General features: G+C 72.3%; 17 protein-coding genes. 5 read left to right on the top strand and 12 right to left on the bottom strand.

The window, feature by feature from the left end; all coding sequences use genetic code 11:
- Positions 1-357 precede the first annotated feature (357 nt).
- Positions 358-1,650: a tyrosine--tRNA ligase gene (tyrS, locus tag NIE111_RS24760; RefSeq protein ID WP_238686782.1), complete on the bottom strand. Its 1,293-nt coding sequence runs from the start codon at positions 1,648-1,650 to the stop codon at positions 358-360.
- A 99-nt stretch (positions 1,651-1,749) separates the two neighbouring features.
- On the opposite strand from tyrS, the gene NIE111_RS24765 reads away from it, so the two are divergent.
- Positions 1,750-2,139 (top strand): PaaI family thioesterase, encoded by a 390-nt coding sequence (locus NIE111_RS24765; protein ID WP_238686742.1) that lies wholly within the window; start codon positions 1,750-1,752, stop codon positions 2,137-2,139.
- Positions 2,140-2,161: 22 nt separating this feature from the next.
- Here the strand turns inward: NIE111_RS24765 and NIE111_RS24770 are convergent, their stop codons facing one another.
- The 5 genes from NIE111_RS24770 to NIE111_RS24790 all read right to left on the bottom strand — a co-directional run bounded on the left by NIE111_RS24770 (position 2,162) and on the right by NIE111_RS24790 (position 6,999).
- Positions 2,162-3,505, bottom strand: coding sequence for a hemolysin family protein (locus tag NIE111_RS24770; RefSeq protein ID WP_238686743.1), 1,344 nt, complete (start codon positions 3,503-3,505; stop codon positions 2,162-2,164).
- 254 nt (positions 3,506-3,759) lie between these two features.
- Positions 3,760-4,401 (bottom strand): YgjV family protein, encoded by a 642-nt coding sequence (locus tag NIE111_RS24775; RefSeq protein WP_238686744.1) that lies wholly within the window; start codon positions 4,399-4,401, stop codon positions 3,760-3,762.
- A 9-nt stretch (positions 4,402-4,410) separates the two neighbouring features.
- Positions 4,411-4,911, bottom strand: coding sequence for a GNAT family N-acetyltransferase (locus tag NIE111_RS24780; protein WP_238686745.1), 501 nt, complete (start codon positions 4,909-4,911; stop codon positions 4,411-4,413).
- Positions 4,912-4,970: 59 nt separating this feature from the next.
- Positions 4,971-6,446 (bottom strand): serine hydrolase domain-containing protein, encoded by a 1,476-nt coding sequence (locus tag NIE111_RS24785; protein ID WP_238686746.1) that lies wholly within the window; start codon positions 6,444-6,446, stop codon positions 4,971-4,973.
- A 49-nt stretch (positions 6,447-6,495) separates the two neighbouring features.
- Positions 6,496-6,999: an ArsR/SmtB family transcription factor gene (locus NIE111_RS24790; protein WP_238686747.1), complete on the bottom strand. Its 504-nt coding sequence runs from the start codon at positions 6,997-6,999 to the stop codon at positions 6,496-6,498.
- A gap of 127 nt (positions 7,000-7,126) precedes the next feature.
- Here NIE111_RS24790 and NIE111_RS24795 point away from each other — a divergent pair, with 127 nt between their 5' ends.
- Positions 7,127-7,999, top strand: a complete 873-nt coding sequence (locus NIE111_RS24795) for a universal stress protein (RefSeq protein ID WP_238686748.1) — start codon at positions 7,127-7,129, stop codon at positions 7,997-7,999.
- On the opposite strand, the gene NIE111_RS24800 is transcribed toward NIE111_RS24795, so the two are convergent.
- The 5 genes from NIE111_RS24800 to NIE111_RS24820 all read right to left on the bottom strand — a co-directional run bounded on the left by NIE111_RS24800 (position 7,992) and on the right by NIE111_RS24820 (position 12,023).
- Positions 7,992-8,630 (bottom strand): FMN reductase, encoded by a 639-nt coding sequence (locus NIE111_RS24800; protein WP_238686749.1) that lies wholly within the window; start codon positions 8,628-8,630, stop codon positions 7,992-7,994. The two genes, NIE111_RS24795 and NIE111_RS24800, sit on opposite strands and share 8 nt — an antisense overlap.
- The gene (locus NIE111_RS24805) at positions 8,627-9,769 is read right to left on the bottom strand and encodes an LLM class flavin-dependent oxidoreductase (RefSeq protein WP_238686750.1); all 1,143 of its coding nucleotides are present in this window, start codon (positions 9,767-9,769) and stop codon (positions 8,627-8,629) included. The genes NIE111_RS24800 and NIE111_RS24805 overlap by 4 nt, the downstream gene beginning before the upstream one ends.
- A gap of 160 nt (positions 9,770-9,929) precedes the next feature.
- A complete protein-coding gene (locus NIE111_RS24810) occupies positions 9,930-10,205 on the bottom strand; it encodes a ubiquitin-like small modifier protein 1 (RefSeq protein ID WP_196922357.1) in 276 nt (91 codons plus the stop codon).
- 2 nt (positions 10,206-10,207) lie between these two features.
- The gene (locus tag NIE111_RS24815; protein WP_238686751.1) at positions 10,208-11,293 is read right to left on the bottom strand and encodes a WD40/YVTN/BNR-like repeat-containing protein; all 1,086 of its coding nucleotides are present in this window, start codon (positions 11,291-11,293) and stop codon (positions 10,208-10,210) included.
- 88 nt (positions 11,294-11,381) lie between these two features.
- Positions 11,382-12,023 carry a DNA-3-methyladenine glycosylase gene (locus NIE111_RS24820; protein WP_238686752.1) on the bottom strand — a complete coding sequence of 214 codons (642 nt, stop codon included), beginning with the start codon at positions 12,021-12,023 and terminating at the stop codon, positions 11,382-11,384.
- Between the two features lie 184 nt (positions 12,024-12,207).
- On the opposite strand from NIE111_RS24820, the gene NIE111_RS24825 reads away from it, so the two are divergent.
- From NIE111_RS24825 to NIE111_RS24835, 3 genes are all read left to right on the top strand, one after another.
- Entirely contained in the window at positions 12,208-12,663 is a 456-nt protein-coding gene (locus tag NIE111_RS24825) for a hypothetical protein (RefSeq protein ID WP_238686753.1), read from the top strand.
- Positions 12,664-12,750: 87 nt separating this feature from the next.
- Entirely contained in the window at positions 12,751-13,176 is a 426-nt protein-coding gene (locus NIE111_RS24830; protein WP_210786251.1) for a DNA-binding protein, read from the top strand.
- A gap of 70 nt (positions 13,177-13,246) precedes the next feature.
- The gene (locus NIE111_RS24835; protein ID WP_238686754.1) at positions 13,247-13,600 is read left to right on the top strand and encodes an MmcQ/YjbR family DNA-binding protein; all 354 of its coding nucleotides are present in this window, start codon (positions 13,247-13,249) and stop codon (positions 13,598-13,600) included.
- A 43-nt stretch (positions 13,601-13,643) separates the two neighbouring features.
- Here NIE111_RS24835 and argH read toward each other — a convergent pair whose 3' ends face one another.
- A complete protein-coding gene (gene argH, locus NIE111_RS24840; RefSeq protein WP_238686755.1) occupies positions 13,644-15,107 on the bottom strand; it encodes an argininosuccinate lyase in 1,464 nt (487 codons plus the stop codon).
- Positions 15,108-15,181 lie beyond the last annotated feature (74 nt).

Genomic DNA, 15,181 nt, shown 5'->3' on the forward strand with positions numbered 1-15,181 from the left:
TGCTTCAACCCGATAACGCGGGCACCATGTCGCAACCGGCTTGCGCCGCTCTCGTCATGGATTCGGCAGGCCGGCCGTCGCGATTTCTCGCGACCCGCCCGGTGCCCTGCCGGTTCGTAACCATACCCGGTCGGTTTCACGGCGCCAAATCCGCCTCGCGGCGTTTCTGGCGGCACCTCCCGGTTGGGGCTCCGGTGGGCGTGCCCACCCGACCCCCAGGCCGTTGGCCGGCGCTCCGGCCGCTTCAGGCTTTCGCCTGTTTCGTCCGTTCCGCGCTGGCAGAGAGAAAGTTACGCGTCCGGCGGGATGATCGTCAAATCCGCCGGACGCGTCCCCCGTCACATCGTCGACAGGTGGCTATTCACCCAGCTCAACGCCCGCGAACGAACGCTTCCCCCGGCGCAGCACCAGGTATCGCCCGTGCAGCAGGTCGGCCGGAGACACCGTGGCGTCCACAGCGGTCACCCGGTTGTTGTTGACGTAGGCCCCGCCTTCGGCGATCACCCGCCGGGCCTCCTTGAGGCCACTCACCAGACCGGAGTCCCGCAGCAGACCCGCCACATCCGGCAATTCGCCGGTGAGGCGTACGAGACCCGCCTCGGTCAGGGCCGCGCGCAGAGTCTCCGGCGCCAGCTCGTCCAACGATCCGCGGCCGAAGAGCGCCTGACTGGCGGCGATCGCCTGTCGGGTCTCGTCGGCGCCGTGCACCAGGGTGGTCAGTTCCTCGGCGAGCGCCCGCTGCGCCAGGCGCGCCGCCGGTCGTTCGGCGGTGGCCTTGGCCAGCTCTTCCAGCTCGTCGCGGGTGCGGAAGCTGAAGTACCGCAGGTAGCGGTCGACCTCCTGGTCCTCGACGTTGAGCCAGAACTGGTAGAAGGCGTACGGGCTGGTCATCGTGGGGTCGAGCCAGACGGCACCGCCCTCGGTCTTGCCGAACTTCGTGCCGTCGGACTTGGTGACGAGCGGCGTGGTGAACGCCTGCACCGGCCCGGCGCCCCGTCGGCGGACGTAGTCGACGCCGGCGGTGATGTTGCCCCACTGATCGGAGCCGCCGAACTGGAGCTGACAGCCGTGCCGGCGGTGCAGCTCGAAGAAGTCGTTGGCCTGCAAGAGCTGGTAGCTGAACTCGGTGAAGCTGATGCCGGTCTCCAGGCGGGCGCGCACCACCTCCCGCGCGAGCATCTTGTTCACCGGGAAGTGCTTGCCCACGTCGCGCAGGAACTCGACGATCGACATCTCGCCGGTCCACTCCAGGTTGTTGACCAACTGGGCCGCGTTCTCGCCGGAGTACGACACGAACGGCGCCAGCTGGTCACGGATGCGCTCGACCCAGCCGGCGATCACGTCGAGGGGGTTGAGGGTCCGCTCGGCGCTCTCCTTCGGGTCACCGATCTGCCCGGTCGCCCCGCCGACCAGCAACAACGGGCGGTGACCGGCGAGTTGCAGCCGGCGGGCCATGAGGACCTGCATGAGGTTGCCGACGTGCAGGCTCGGGGCCGTGGGGTCGAAGCCGACGTAATAGGTTGCGGCCGCTCCACCGTCGAGCAGCTCGCGCAGCTCGTCGAGGCCGGTCGAGTCCTGTATCAGGCCACGCCAGAGCAGGTCGTCGGTCAGGGAGTCCCGCCCGGGCGGCGGAGAGTTGCTGTCGGTCACGGTCACCGATTCTCCCCCATCGCCGGCACCAACCCGTACCGGGTTTGTCGCAACCCGCCCCGGCTAGGCTTGCGCCCGTTGATCGAGGAGGGCTTTGCCATGGAGATTCCGGATCTGACGGGCGGTTTCGTCGCCCTGCTCGGCCTCAAGTTCGAGGAGGCCAGCGCCGACCGGGTGGTCATCAGCTGGCGGGTCCGCCCGGAGCTGCACCAGCCGTCCGGCATCCAGCACGGCGGGGTGTACTGCTCGGTCGTGGAGACCGCGGCCAGCGTGGGTGGCTCCCTCTGGCTGGCCGACCGGGGCACCGTGGTCGGGGTGTCGAACCAGACCGATTTCCTGCGGGCCGTCCGGGACGGCGAGCTGACCGCTGTCGGCACGCCGGTGCACCGGGGCCGCAGCCAGCAGCTCTGGCAGGTGGAGATCACCGACGCCGACGAGCGGCTGGTCGCCCGTGGTCAGGTCCGGCTGCAGAACCTCACGCCCGCCTGAGCGACGGCTTTCGCCAGGCCGGTCAGCTGCGGGCCTCGTCCAACATCGGCTCCGCGGCCTGGTCGGTGTCGGTGTCGCCGTCGCCGTCGGCTTCATCGGGTACGCGGCTGAGCCGTACCTCGGTGATCGCTCGGTGGTCGATGCCGGCCACCACCAGCACCCAACCGTCGAGCGTGACGTCCTCCCCGGCGACGGTCGGGATGTGCCCGAGTCGGGTCAGCACCAGCCCGGCGACTGTGGTGTAGTCACCGGCCGGACGCGACGGCAGCTCGACGCCGATGTCCGGCAGGTCGTGCACCGGGAAGGTGCCGGGCAGCAGCAGCGCACCGTCGGGGTCGCGCCGCACCGAGCGCACATCCCGGTCGGTCTCGTCGTAGATCTCGCCGACGATCTCCTCGAGGATGTCCTCCAGCGTCACGATGCCGTCGACGGCGCCGCGCTCGTCCACGACGAGCGCGATGTGCTGACGCTCGGCCTTGAACTGGCGCAGCGCGTCCACGACCGGTAGCGAGTCGGGCAGCAGCATCGGCGGTCGGGCGATCTCGTCCACCGGGCGGTCGTCGGGCACTCCCACCAGGTCGCGCAGGTGGATCACTCCGGCCGTGTCGTCGAGACCGCCGTGGCGCACGACCGGAGCCCGGGAGTGCCCGGTGGCGGCCAGCACGAGCCGCGCGGCCTCCGCGGTGGTCCCGCTGTCGAGCGTGAAGACCTGCAACCGGGGTACGAGGACAGCCCGCAACCGCCGGTCGGCGATCTCCACGGCACCCGCGATGATGGTGCGCTGTTCCTTGGTGAAGCCGTGGTTGCCGGCGACGATGTCGCGCAGCTCGTCCGGGCCGATCTCCTCCGGCTGGTGTTTGGGGTTGAGCCCGACCAGGCGGACCACGATGTCGCTGGTGGCGCCGAGCGCCCAGACGGCCGGCCGGGTGAGGCTGGCGAGCAGGTCGAGCGGACGGGCCACCAGCAGCGCCCACCGCTCGGCGGACTGCATGGCGATCCGCTTGGGCGCCAGCTCACCGAAGACCAGGGTGACGAAGGTCAGCGCGAGGGTGACCGCCACGATCGCCACCGTCTCGGCGCCGCCGCCGAACATGCCGAGCAGCGGCACCAGGGGTTTGGCCAGCGAGACCGCCGCGGCGGCGGAGGCCAGGAAGCCGGCGAGGGTGATGCCGATCTGGATGGTGGCCAGGAAGCGGTTCGGGTCCTTGGCGAGCCGGGCCAGCACCCGCCCGGCCCGACTGGTGCGCTCCAGCCGCTGGATCTGGCTGTCTCGCAGCGACACCAACGCCATCTCGCTGCCCGCGAAGAGCGCGTTGATCACGACCAGGACTCCGACCAGGGCCAGTTGGCTCCCGTAGCTCTGCACGCCCGGTTCGCTCCCTCGTGGTGGTGGCACCGGCCGCTACGCGCGGCACCCGCCGGTCGGCGAGCCCGCCCGGCGTAGGCGTGTCTTTGCCCCGTCCGGTGCCGGCCGAATCCTGCCCCGGCGAGGCTACGCCGAATCGGACGAGGTGAGGCTACGCCGGATGGGGCGACGGTGACGCAGCCCCGAATCGGATGACGGTTACGCAACGCCGGCCGGGGCGTCGGTGACGCAACGCCGGCCGGAGCGACGGTGAGTTAGGCCGACTGGGGCGTCGGTGACGCCGGCAGGTCGAGGACGTACGAGTCACCCTCTGGGCGGAAGCCGAGCCGGTGGTAGTACGGAGCCACCATCCGGGGCGGGCTGACCACCCGGTGGAAGCCCCTTTCGGTGAACAGGTGGCTGCGCCGGTAGACGAACTCACCCGGGGTGAAGTCGCGGAACTTCGGGGTCACGTAGTCCAGGTCGATCTGGGCGACGCCGGGCGCCTCGGCGTGCGACAGGACCACGCCGACCACCTCGTCGGCCGTGACCACGAGGAACGCCGAGCGCCCCGACGCGTCCGGGTCCCAGTGGAAGCCGGGGTTGAACCGGGCGATGTCGGCGGCGTGCACCCGCAGCGTGTGCGCGAGGAACTGGTCGCCGACGCCGACCTCCACCACCTGGTAGGTCTTCTCGTCGTGCCGGGTGGCGAGCATGCCGCGCAGGTACCAGATGTTGATCACCGCGAGCACGACGTTGAGCCCGACGCCGGGCCAGACCTCGATCGCGGCGTTGTAGCCGATCAGCACGAAGCAACCGATGAGGTTGAGCGCCCGCAACCGCAGGATGCGCGACTGCAGCAGCGACCAGACCAGCACCGCGGAGCCGGCCCAGCCGACGAGATCCAACCAGTTCACGCCGCGAGACTAGTGCCCGCCCAGGTCAGGGCCGTCGGCGGGCAGCTCCAGCAGCCACTCCTCGACGTCTTCGCCGCGGCCGTTGGCGTACCCCGAGTCTTCGCCGACCACCACGAAGCCGCACTTGCGGAGCACCGCGAGGGAGGCGGTGTTGTCCTTGGCGGCGCGGGCGTGCACCGGCCTGGGCAGCTCGCGCAGCAGGGCGGCCAGGGCCGCCGTGGCGTGGCCCCGACCCCAGCGCGCCCTGTCGATCCAGTAGCTGACCTCGGTCTGCCCCTCGGCCGGCCAGGCGCTCACGTAGCCGACCACCTCGCCGTCGACCTCGGCGGTGCGGACCAGGTTCGCCGGGTTGGTGAGCACCCGGGCCCAGTGTGCGGCGAACTCCCGCCGGTCGGTCGGGTCCTTGGGGCCGAAAGCTGCCATCCGGTTGGCCTCCGGGTCCTGCTGGTGCAGGAAGAACTCGACGAGGTCGTCCTCACGGACCGGACGCAGCAGCAGATCGGAGGTCATCGGCCGAGGGTACGCAACGGCTGTGACGCGAGGCTGTGACGCGAGGCGGTGGCGCGGAGTCAGCCGGCGACGGCTACGACCGCCAGTACGGCGGCGCCCACGGAGCTCGCCACCGACAGCAGTCGACGCCACGGCACCCGCGCGTCGACCACCGGCAGGGCGCGCCACCGGGTCGCCGCCAGGGCCACCCCCGCCGCCGACAGGCCGGCGCCGAGCGGCCACAGCCAGGCCGGCACCATCGACCAGTCCCCCATCCGGTGCCCCAGCCCGAGGTAGGCGAACGCCCAGACCGCCGCCGCCAGCAGCGTCACCTGGTCCAGTTGGCGACGGCGGGCGGTGCCGAGCAGGGAGAGGCCGCCGAGGAAGGTGAGGACAACCGCGAGGCCGGCGCCGATCCACGGCAGCACCATCGACGTCGCCGAGTCGGCCTCCTTCGGCGGCACCCCGAGCAGCCGCAGCCCGATCGGCTCGACGCCCTTGTCGGTGTTGCCGAGCACCACCACCGCCCGGCCGGTTGCCCGCTCGAGGCCGACGTAGGACCGGAATCCGCCGGTGGCGCCGTTTTGCCAGACCACCTCGCGATCGCCGTGCCGGGTGGTGAACCAGCCGTACCCGATGTGGGTGTCGTCGTCCTCGCGGAAGCGCGCGGTGGCGGCGTCGGCACCTGGTGCGGTGCCGGCGAGGGTCGCGGCGAGCAGCCGGCCGAGGTCCTGGGCCGTGGACCAGGGGCCGGCGCCGGCCGGCGCGTAACCGGCTCCCGCCCACGGATCGAGCGGTCGGCCGCCCGCCCGGCTGCCCTGGGCGCGATCGGCCGGCAGGTCGTCGTCGCGGGTGGCGACGACGGTGGCCGTCATGCCGAGCGGCCGTAGCAGCCGGTCGTGCAGCAGCTCGGGGTACGCGACGCCGGCCTTCGCGGCGAGCGCGTGGCCGAGCACCGACGGCCCGAGGTTGGAGTAGTGGACCTCGCCGCGCTCGTCGTCGTCGGTGCGGACCCGGTCGGTGGCGCTGTGGATGGCGTCGACGCCCTGCCCGGCGTAGGGGTTTCCGCCGGAGACGTTGGACCAGAGGATGCGCGCCCACCCCAGCGGGGAGCCGGGTGCGAGCCGGGGCAGGCCGGCGCGGTGGCTGGCGAGTTCGGCGAGTGTGACGTCGCGGGCGGGGCCGGTGACCTCGGGCCAGGTGGCGCCGAGGCGGTCGTCGGGGCCGACGACACCGGCGGCGACCTGGTCGGCGAGGAGCATGCCGGTGAGCGCCTTGGTGACCGAGCCGATCTCGAACGGGGTGCCGGGTTCCACGGGTCGAGCGTCGAGGCCCCGGTCACCCAGTCCGGCGGTGCGGATCCGGCCGTTCTCGACCAGGGCGACGGCGAGCCCGCGGTGCCCCGAAGGGTCGGGCGTGGCCGAGCGGGCGGCAGCGGCCAGGTCGTGATCGCCGGTGGTCTGGGGGCCGAGTCGGGGCACCCGGGGCATCAACGCCACTCCGACCAGGCCGGCGATCAGCGCGACGAGGAGGACGGTGACGGTCGTCCGGCGCATTGTGGTTCCTTCGTGTGGTGATCGGATGGGTGGCCGAGCCGGCGTCTGGTCAGCGGCCGGCGGCGGTGAGGATGGCCAGCAGCGGCACCACGCGTTCGGCGGGGACCTCGTACCGGCCTCGGCCGGCGCTGCGCAGCCAACCGGCGGCGGTGATCTGGCGCAGGTGGTGGTGCAGTTGGCCGGTGGTGCCCAACTCCTCGATCTCGGCCAGCTCGCTGGTGCTCTGCCGGCCGCCGAGGATCTCGCGCAGTAGCCGCAGCCGCACCGGGTGGGCCAACGCGGAGAGGGTGCCGGGCAGCTCCTCCCAGTCGGCGGCGAGCAGGTCGTCGACGGTGCGGCCGTACTGCCAGTCGTAGTGCTGGCCGGCGAGGCGGACGGTGCCGGTGTAGAGCACCGCACCCGACCCGTCGGATGGCAGGCGCTGTTTGAGGCCGTCGAGCGCCCAGAAGGTGCCCTCGGGCGCGGGTGGTGGTGGCGGCGCGGCGGCGAGCCGTTCGCTCAACGCGGCAACCTGTGCCTCCAGCGCGGCGAGTCGATCTTCCACGGTGTTCATGCGACGATACTACGAACATACGTACTTACGTGCAAGTGCGAATCGACCCGCCGCCGAGACCGGCGCGTCCGGCCCTTCCGGCACGCCCGGCGGGTCGACAATGACCTGACCGACCCAGGGAGCGCCGATGAACCGACCTGTCGTGGTGGGCGTGGACGGCTCGCCGTCCAGCCTTGTCGCCGCCGAACACGCGGCGCGGGCCGCCGTGCTCCGGTCCCGACCGCTGCTCCTGGTGCACGGCTACCTGCATCCGTCCGGTTACGGCGTGCCGCTCAACCCGTACGACCTCGGGGTGCCGGCGCCCTCCGAGGAGGCGCAGCAGATGTTGGAGCGCACGGCGGCCGAGCTGACCGGCCGGTGGCCGGGCCTCGCCGTCGAGGTGCGTCAGGTCCTCGGGGGCCCGGGAGCCACCATGATCGAGGAGTCCCGCCGGGCGGAACTGGTCGTGGTGGGCAGCCGTGGCCTGGGCGGGTTCACCGGGCTGCTGCTCGGCTCGGTCGGCGCGCAGGTCGCCGCGCACGCCCACTGCCCCGTGCTGGTGGTCCGCCCGGACGAGCAGCCGATCCCGGTGGACGGCCCGGTGCTGGTCGGCGTGGACGGGTCCGAGTCGTCAAGGCTCGCCGTGGGCGTGGGCGCCGACGAGGCGGCGCTGCGGGACGTGCCGCTGGTGCTGGCGCACGTCGGTCCTCCGGACGGGGACCGGACCGTGCCGGAGGAGATCGAGGAGTCGCAGGCCGCGTACCAGGCGGAGGCGGTGCGGCTCCTGGCCGACGCCTCCGCCGTGGTGCGCGCCGAACACCCTGACCTGGTGGTGCGGGAGCATCCGGTGCGGGCGGCCGGCGCGGCCCAGGGGCTCATCGAGGCCAGCGGCACGGCGTCGCTGCTGGTCGTGGGCACCCGGGGCCGGGCCGGGTTCACCGGGCTGTTGCTCGGGTCGGTCAGTCAGGCGGCGATCCAGCACGCGCACTGCCCGGTGCTGGTCGCCCACCCGGTCAGCTGACCGGCGCGCCGCCGTCGCCTCGCCCGAGCATCTGCAGGAAGTCGGTGGTGAGGGCGAACGGGTCGGCCGGCCCGGTGGCCGGTGGCCGGCGCTCGATCTGGTCGGCCAACTCCCCGGCGGCGCGCCGGATCCGCGCGCGCAACGCGCCATCGGCGGTGCCGTCGGACCAGTCCTCCGGGGCGGCGAAGACCGCGGTCGGGACGACCACCGACCGAAGGTAGGCGAACATCGGGCGGACGGCATGCTCCAGAGCCAGCGAATGCCGGGCGGTGCCGCCGGTCGCGCCGATCAGCACCGGCCGGTCGACCAGCGACTCGGAATCCAGCACGTCGAAGAAGGACTTGAACAGCCCGTTGTACGAGGCGCTGAAGATCGGGGTGACGGCGATGAGCCCGTCCGCCCCGGTCACCGTGTCGATGACCTCGCGCAGCGCCGCCGGCGCGAACCCGGTGAGCATGTTGTTCACCACGTCGTGGGCGTACTCGCGCAGGTCGACGACGTGCAGCTCCACGTCGGAGCCGCGCCGGACCAACTCGTCGCGGGTGGCCGCGGCGAGCTGGTCGGCGAGCAGCCGGGTCGACGAGGGCTGACTCAGCCCCGCCGAGACCACGGCCAGGGTGCGGCGGGTCATCGGGTCGCCCCCTCCGGCGCCTTGCCCGTCACGTCGTCGACGGCGTGCACGGTGCTGTCCTTCGCACCGCCCGCGGCGGCGACCAGCGAGGCGTGCGTCGGCGCCGCCGGCACGTGCGCCGGACGCAGCGCCGCGAACTCCTTGCGCAGCACCGGCACGACCTCCTCGCCGAGCAGGTCGAGCTGCTCCAGGACGGTCTTCAGCGGCAGGCCGGCGTGGTCCATCAGGAACAGCTGCCGCTGGTAGTCACCGACGTAATCCCGGAAGCCGAGCGTGCGGTCGATGACCTGCTGCGGGCTACCCACTGTCAGCGGGGTCTCCCGAGTGAACTCCTCCAGCGACGGCCCGTGCCCGTAGACCGGGGCGTTGTCGAAGTAGGGCCGGAACTCCCGAACCGCGTCCTGCGAGTTGCGCCGCATGAACACCTGCCCACCGAGGCCGACGATGGCCTGGTCGGCGGAGCCGTGGCCGTAGTGCGCGTACCGCTGGCGGTAGAGCGCGATCATCCGCTGGGTGTGCTCCTTGGGCCAGAAGATGTGGTTGGCGAAGAAGCCGTCACCGTAGTACGCGGCCTGCTCGGCGATCTCCGGGCTGCGGATCGAGCCGTGCCAGACGAACGGGGGCACCCCGTCCAGCGGGCGCGGCGTCGAGGTGAACGACTGCAGCGGGGTGCGGTACTTGCCCTTCCAGTCGACCACGTCCTCGCGCCACAGCCGGTGCAGCAGGTCGTAGTTCTCGACGGCCAGGGGGATGCCGGCGCGGATGTCCTTGCCGAACCACGGGTAGACCGGGCCGGTGTTGCCGCGACCCATCATCAGGTCCACCCGGCCGTCGGAGAGGTGCTGGAGCATCGCGTAGTCCTCGGCGATCTTCACCGGGTCGTTGGTGGTGATCAGGGTGGTCGCGGTGGACAGCAGCAGCCGCTCGGTACGCGCCGCGATGTAGCCGAGCATGGTGGTCGGCGACGACGGCACGAACGGCGGGTTGTGGTGCTCGCCGGTGGCGAAGACGTCCAGGCCGACCTCCTCGGCCTTCAACGCGATCGCGACCATCGCCTTGATCCGCTCATGCTCGGTCGGCTCCCGCCCGGTGGTCGGATCGACGGTGACGTCACCGACGGTGAAGATTCCGAACTGCATGACCAGCTCCTCGCGTGTCAACCGGGTGCCGTCGTGGTACCCGGACGCAGCTCTCAACTTATTTGACGACGCAACTATTCCGGCGGCGGGACGTCTCGCAGTGGCGCCGGTCACCCCCGCAACCGGACAGCGGGTCGGAATCCCCTCGGTGTCGGCCCGGTCAGCCGCCCGCCACCGAGGGCAGCACCTGCACCTCCGCGCCGTCCTCGACCGGGGTGGCCAGACCGCCGGAGTGCCGGCAGTCTTCCCCGTCGACGAAGACGTTGACGTAGCGGCGCAGCTCGCCGCGCTCGTCGCGGATGCGCCGAGCCAGCCGGGGGTGCGCGACGGCCATCTCGTCGAGGACCGCCCGCAGCGTCCCGGCGGCGGTGACGTTCAGCCGACTCGCGCCCCCGGCCTCGCCGCGCAGCGGGCCGGGCAGCAGCACGGTCACCACGCTCAGACCTCCGCTGCCCGAACGCAGAGCACGTCGGGCAGGTGCGCCGCGACAGTCGACCAGGAGTCGCCCTCGTCGCGGCTGGCGAAGACCGAGCCGGAGCGGGTGCCGAAGTAGACCCCACCGGGGGTGGAGTCGTCGGCGCACATCGCGTCGCGCAGCACCGCCGGATAGAACGGCCCCTCGGGCAGCCCCACCGACAGCGGCTCCCACTTGCCGCCGGCGTCGACCGAGCGGAACACCCGACAGCGGTGGTCGGTCGGGAACCGCTCGCCGTCGGCCACCAACGGGAAGGTCCACACCGTGCCGCCACGCCCGGGGTGGGCCACCATCGGGAAGCCGAAGTCGCTGGGCAGCCCGTCGGCGATCGAGGACCAGGTGCGGCCGTCGTCGTCGGAGCGGTAGACGCCGTGGTGGTTCTGCGCGTACAGCCGCTCGGGGTTGCCGGCGTCCCGGGCGACCTTGTGCACGCACTGACCGAACTCCGGCCACTCGTCGGGCATGAAGTAGGCGCGGATGCCGGTGTTGCCCGGCGCCCAACTCGCCCCGGCGTCCTCCGAGCGGTAGACCCCGCCGGTGGACATCGCGACCAGCAGCCGAGCCGGGTCACGCGGGTGGGGCAGCACCGTGTGCACGGCCTGACCACCGAAGCCGGCCTCCCACTGTGGGCGGTGCGGGTGATCCCAGAGGGAACGGACCAACTCGAAGCTGCGACCACCGTCGGTGGACCTGAACAACGCCGAGGGCTCGGTGCCGGCCCAGACAACGTCCGGCTCGTCGGGGCCGGCCGGCACCAACTGCCAGACCCGGCCGAGGGAGACGCCGGTGTCGGCCGGAAACGCGACCGGCGCCTCGTCGGGCTCGTCCCAGGAAGCGCCGAGGTCGTCGCTGGTGGCGACGCTGGGGCCGAAGTGTGAGCTGCTCATGCCGGCGAGCAGCCGCGGGGTGGAACGACGGGTGTCGACAGCGACCGCGTAGACACCGGTCATCGGAAAGTGCGGACCGGTGATCTCCCAACTGCGCCGGTCGTCGGTGCTGGTGGCAAGGAACAATCCCTTCGCTGTGCCGATCGCGAGCAGTGTCGCCATGGCGTCCTCCGAACCGTCGGTGAGCAGGTCCGGTGATTATGGCCACACCCTCCGACAGGCTCCGCCGCTTACACGCCGGACGACGCGCTCAGCCGCGGACGCGCGGCACGTGCCGGCGGTACGCGCTGACCGTAGGGTCGGCGTCCAGCCAGAACCGCCAGGGCAGATCGTGGGCGCCGGTCACGCCGACCCGGGGACCGGCCACCACCGTCTCCGGTGGCACCGGTCGGGCCGGGAGGCGCAGCCGGACCGGGCCGTCGCCGAGCAGGTACGCCCCGTACGCCTCGCGGTCGATGCCGAGCGCGGAGCAGAGCCGGGCGGGCCCGCGGGCCAGGTCCACGTCCCGCCGGATGGCCGGCCGGCGCTCCCGTGCCGTGGCCAGCCCGTCGACCACCTCACCGGCGCGCAGCAGCACGGCGGAGGCCTCCCCCTCGACCCCGGTGACCACGTTCATGCACCAGTGCATGCCGTAGGTGAAGTAGACGTAGGCGTACCCGGCGGGGCCGAACATGACTGCGTTGCGCGGGGTGCGGCCCCGATGGGCGTGCGAGGCGGGATCGCCGCCACTTCCCGCGTACGCCTCGACCTCGGTGATCCGGACGGTGACCCCGCCGGCGTGCAGCCGGCAGCCCAGCAGCCCGCGCGCCGCCGGCAGCAGTGGACCGGCGAGCAGGTCCGCCAGCGCCGCCAGGTCGGTGTCGAAGCTGCGATCACCGGACGACAGGGCCATGTCCCCGACGGTACCCATCCCGCCTCCGCGGCACCCGGCCGGGCGCGCCGACCACTGAGCGCCGGCCCGAACAAGACTCACGTCGCACATCGGACAGCCGGCCGAACAGCGAAACCGGACCGTCGGCTCGGGGGTGTTCCCGATGTCGTCGCAGGGAGCGACGACATCACGGGAGGACATCACCATGACCGTACGGAGCATCCGGCGACCACTGATCGCCACCGGTCTCGTCGCGGCAGCAGCGAGCCTGGCCTTCACACCGTCGGCCAGCGCGAGCGTCCCGCTGCGGGCCGCGGCGCAGGCCGACAACGCGTCAGTGACCTCGTTCGTGGTCGGCGCGACGGGCAAGATCGAGGCGAACGGCGCGGCGGCGATCGTGCCGGTCACCGTGACCTGCTCGAAGGCCATCGACTTCGACCTCACGGTCAAGGTCGCGCAGGCGGTCGGCCAGACCATGCGCGCGGGCACGACGGTTCGGAGGGTCACCTGCGCGGAGGGCACCCAGCAGGTGCGGATCGCTGTGGTCCCGGTCGAGCGTCCGTTCGCGGCGGGCGTCGCGTTCGGCGTGCTGACCGCGAACCCCTGTGACCCGTACTGCACACCGATGCACGACGAGCGCAAGTTCAACCTGGCGCTCTGAGAGATCGCCTGGCGGCACGGCATTGCCCGTGCCGCCAGGCTTCAACAATCTGTTGACAATCAGACGTTCATGCGGTGTGCTCGGGGTATGACGACCGAGGACATCTTCACCGCGCCGGACCCGGGCCGGGCCCGCGCCCACCGCACCCACGAGGCGTTACAGCGGATCAGCGAGCGGCACGCCGGCACCGACACGCGGCGGGGCCGGTGGGCCCACCCGTACGTGCTCGACCCGTGGGAGGCGGTCGCCCTGGTCACCGCGCTGGCCGCCGGCGGGGCCGAGCGCGAACCCGCGGAGGAGCCGATCGACGCCGCCGACCTGACCGCCGCGCTGACCCTGCTGCCCCACGTCCGCGCCGAGCTGGACGCCCTGGAGGCCGGCCTGCTGACGCTGGCCCGCGACCGGGGGCTGACCTGGCAGGCGATCGCGTACGGGCTGGGGTTGGGCAGCGCACAGGCGGCCCGGCAGCGCTACGAGCGGGTCGCCGCCCGCTCGGCCGAGCAGACCCCCTGACGACGATCGGCACGCCGCGCTTGCGACGGCGTCCGGGCGGGCACACTGTGCGCACGACGAGGAGGCACCCATGGAGCGCGCGGAGATGCTGGCGTACTGCCTGGCCAAGCCGGGAGCGTGGCTGGACCAACCGTGGGAGGGCGACGAGGTGGTGAAGGTGGGCGGCCGGATCTTCGCCTTCCTCGGCAGCGCCGAGGGCAAAGCGACGGTCGGCATCAAGTGCGGGGCGACCCGGGAGGTGGCCGACGAGTGGCTGCACCGACACCCCGGCGACGCCAGCGTGATGCCCTACATCGGCCGGTCCGGGTGGAACACGCTGCGCCTGGACGGCGGAATCGACGACGAGGAGCTGACCGAGGCCGTCGACTCGTCGTACGACATGGTGGTGGCCAAGCTCCCCAAGCGGGAGCGCCCGACGGCCTGAACCGCCGTGGCGCCGACGGCCAGCGCCGACGCCACGGCACAGCTCAGCGCGGAACGACCCGCTCGGAAGCCCACTCCCGCCAGCTGGTCAGCCGGTCCGCCGCGTCGGCGAGCTGGTCGGCGACCGGGCCGGGGCCGGTGGAACCGGGGGTGGTCCGGGCGGCGAGAGCCGAACGGACCGAAAGCACGTCGCGCACCGACGGGTCGAGGTGCCCGCTGATCGCGGCCAGGTCCTCGTCGGAGACGTCGTTCAGCTCGCACTCCCGAGCCGCGCAGAGCGCCACCAGCTGACCGGTGATCTCGTGCGCGTCGCGGAACGGCACGTTGCGTCGGACCAGCCAGTCGGCGACCTCGGTGGCGAGGGAGAAGCCGACCGGGGCGGCGGCGACGAGGCGGTCCACCCGCACCGTCATCGTGGAGATCATTCCCGCCAGGGCCGGAAGCAGCAGCTCCAGGGTGTCGACCGCGTCGAACGCCGGCTCCTTGTCCTCCTGCATGTCCCGGTCGTAGGTCATCGGCAGGCCCTTGAGCATGGTGAGCACCGTCATCAGACCGCCAACCAGACGCCCCGACTTGCCCCGGGCCAGCTCGGCGATGTCCGCGTTCTTCTTCTGCGGCATGATCGACGAGCCGGTGGCGAAGGAGTCGTCCAGCTCCACCCAGCCGAACTCGTGCGACGTCCAGAGCACCACCTCCTCGCCGAGTCGGGACAGGTGCACGCCGATCAGGGCGGTGGTGAACAGGAACTCCGCGACGAAGTCCCGGTCGGCGACGGCGTCCATGGAGTTGGCGAACGACGTACGGAAGCCCAGCTCCTTGGCCACCGCCACCGGGTCCAGTGGGAGCCCGGAACCGGCCAGTGCGCCCGCGCCGAGCGGGCTGATCGCCGCCCGGTGGTCCCAGTCACGCAGCCGCTCGAGGTCACGCAGCAGCGGCTGCACGTGGGCGAGCAGCCAGTGCCCGAAGGTGACCGGCTGGGCGTGCTGGAGGTGGGTCATGCCGGGCGCGGCGGTGTCGATGTGCCGCTCGGCCTGCTCGACCAGCGCCTCGGCGAGCTCGACGAGGCGGCTGGCCACGCCCCGGGCGTGGTCGCGCAGGTAGAGCCGCAGGTCGGTGGCGACCTGGTCGTTGCGGGACCGGCCGGCGCGCAGCTTGCCACCGAGGCTGCCGAGACGCTCCAGCAGGCCGCGCTCCAGCGCGGTGTGCACGTCCTCGTCGTCGATGGTGGGGCGGAACGTTCCGGAGGCGCAGGCGGCCTCCAGGTCGTCCAGCGCGGCCAGCATCCGGCCCAGCTCCTCCGGATCGAGCAGGCCGGCGCCGGCCAGGACCCGGGCGTGCGCCCGGGAACCGGCGATGTCGTACGGGGCCAGGCGCCAGTCGAACTGCACGCTCACCGACAGTCGGGCGAGCGCCTCGGCGGGGCCACCCGCGAACCGGCCACCCCAGAGGCTGGTCCGGTTGGTGGCGGCGCTGTTCTCGGTCAGGCTCTTGTCGTCCACGTCGCCCATCATTGCGTTGGTTGCCTCTCGCTCGCGACTGCGGGGCCCGCTCGCCGCGCTTGCTCGGTCTTCGCGCTCACATC

Source organism: Micromonospora hortensis, assembly GCF_022230935.1.
In the GTDB taxonomy this organism is placed as follows: domain Bacteria; phylum Actinomycetota; class Actinomycetes; order Mycobacteriales; family Micromonosporaceae; genus Micromonospora; species Micromonospora hortensis.